General features: G+C 46.7%; 2 protein-coding genes. One reads left to right on the top strand and one right to left on the bottom strand.

Annotation, left to right across the window (positions count from 1 at the left end):
• A partial coding sequence (locus tag HMPREF2955_RS07710; RefSeq protein WP_246830097.1) for an RHS repeat domain-containing protein occupies window positions 1–650 on the top strand: 650 nt, incomplete at its 5' end.
• Here HMPREF2955_RS07710 and HMPREF2955_RS07705 read toward each other — a convergent pair.
• A partial coding sequence (locus HMPREF2955_RS07705) for a transposase (RefSeq protein WP_139145511.1) occupies window positions 643–1124 on the bottom strand: 482 nt, incomplete at its 5' end. The two genes, HMPREF2955_RS07710 and HMPREF2955_RS07705, sit on opposite strands and share 8 nt — an antisense overlap.

Genomic DNA, 1124 nt, shown 5'->3' with positions numbered 1-1124 from the left:
CGAAGTTCAACAAGAAAGGAGATGTTCCCGGTCCGCCCATTCAATGGCAGAAACCCGAAGACCCTGACAATGCCCAGCCGGGTTATGGCTATGTCCCCTCGGACACAACCAACACCGAGGAAATCTTCTTCTATCATAGTGACCACCTCGGCAGCACCTCTTATATCACCGATGCCAAGGCCAACATCACGCAATTCGATGCCTACCTGCCTTATGGCGAACTGCTCGTGGATGAACACTCGTCCTCGGAGGAAATGCTGTACAAGTTCAATGGCAAGGAGCTAGACGAGGAGACGGGGTTGTACTATTATGGAGCAAGGTATATGAATCCTGTAACGAGTCTGTGGTATGGGGTGGATCCGTTGGCGGAGAAGTATCATAATGTTGGAGGGTACGTCTATTGTGCGGAAAATCCCATAAAGTACCTAGATACAGATGGAAGAAGGATAGTAATCCATTATCAAGATAAGAACGGAAATCAAAAGACTTATATCTTTACGGGCTATAGAGGGAAAAAAGTATTTACATCCCTAATGTTCAGTTCGTCAAGGATTTTGTTGCAGCATATAACTACAATGCTCATAATGGTGGGGGAGAAAATACTATACTTGCGGCAACCAGTGATAAGTATGAGATATGAAGTCATCTAGACTTTTCCCTCTTCCTTATCTTTTTCAGAAAAATCAGTATAAATGCGATATAGTTCCATCCCTCCCAACTGGTTTGTGTGGTATCGAACCTGTTGAGCACGCTCCTGTATGAGTCCATCCACGCATTGGTCCTTTCAATGCTGTATCTCTCCTTGTAAAGCAGTTCATCAAGTAACTCGTCATCTCTGTGCATTCCTCTCCGCTTATTGAAGGCGACGTTTGGGAACACCTCCTGCCGAAGGTAATCCCGCCTGAATTGTGCAGAGTCAAAACCGGCATCTGCATTGAGAAAGAGCCCCGATACGGACAAGCCTGACTCCTCAATACCTGCGAACAAGCCCTGAAGTACCTCGGAGATGCAGTGAAGGTCGTTGTGAGAACCCGAAACAGGCGTGGACATGGTAAGCGGTATGCCTTGCCGGTCTGTGACATAGATGACATTGGTGGTCGTTCTTTTCTTGCGTCCTTGGTATC

It is taken from the genome of Prevotella sp. HMSC073D09 (assembly GCF_001814145.1).
Taxonomy (GTDB): domain Bacteria; phylum Bacteroidota; class Bacteroidia; order Bacteroidales; family Bacteroidaceae; genus Prevotella; species Prevotella conceptionensis.
Note: the sequence above shows the minus strand (reverse complement) of the source record. Positions and strands in the feature narration are given on the sequence as shown.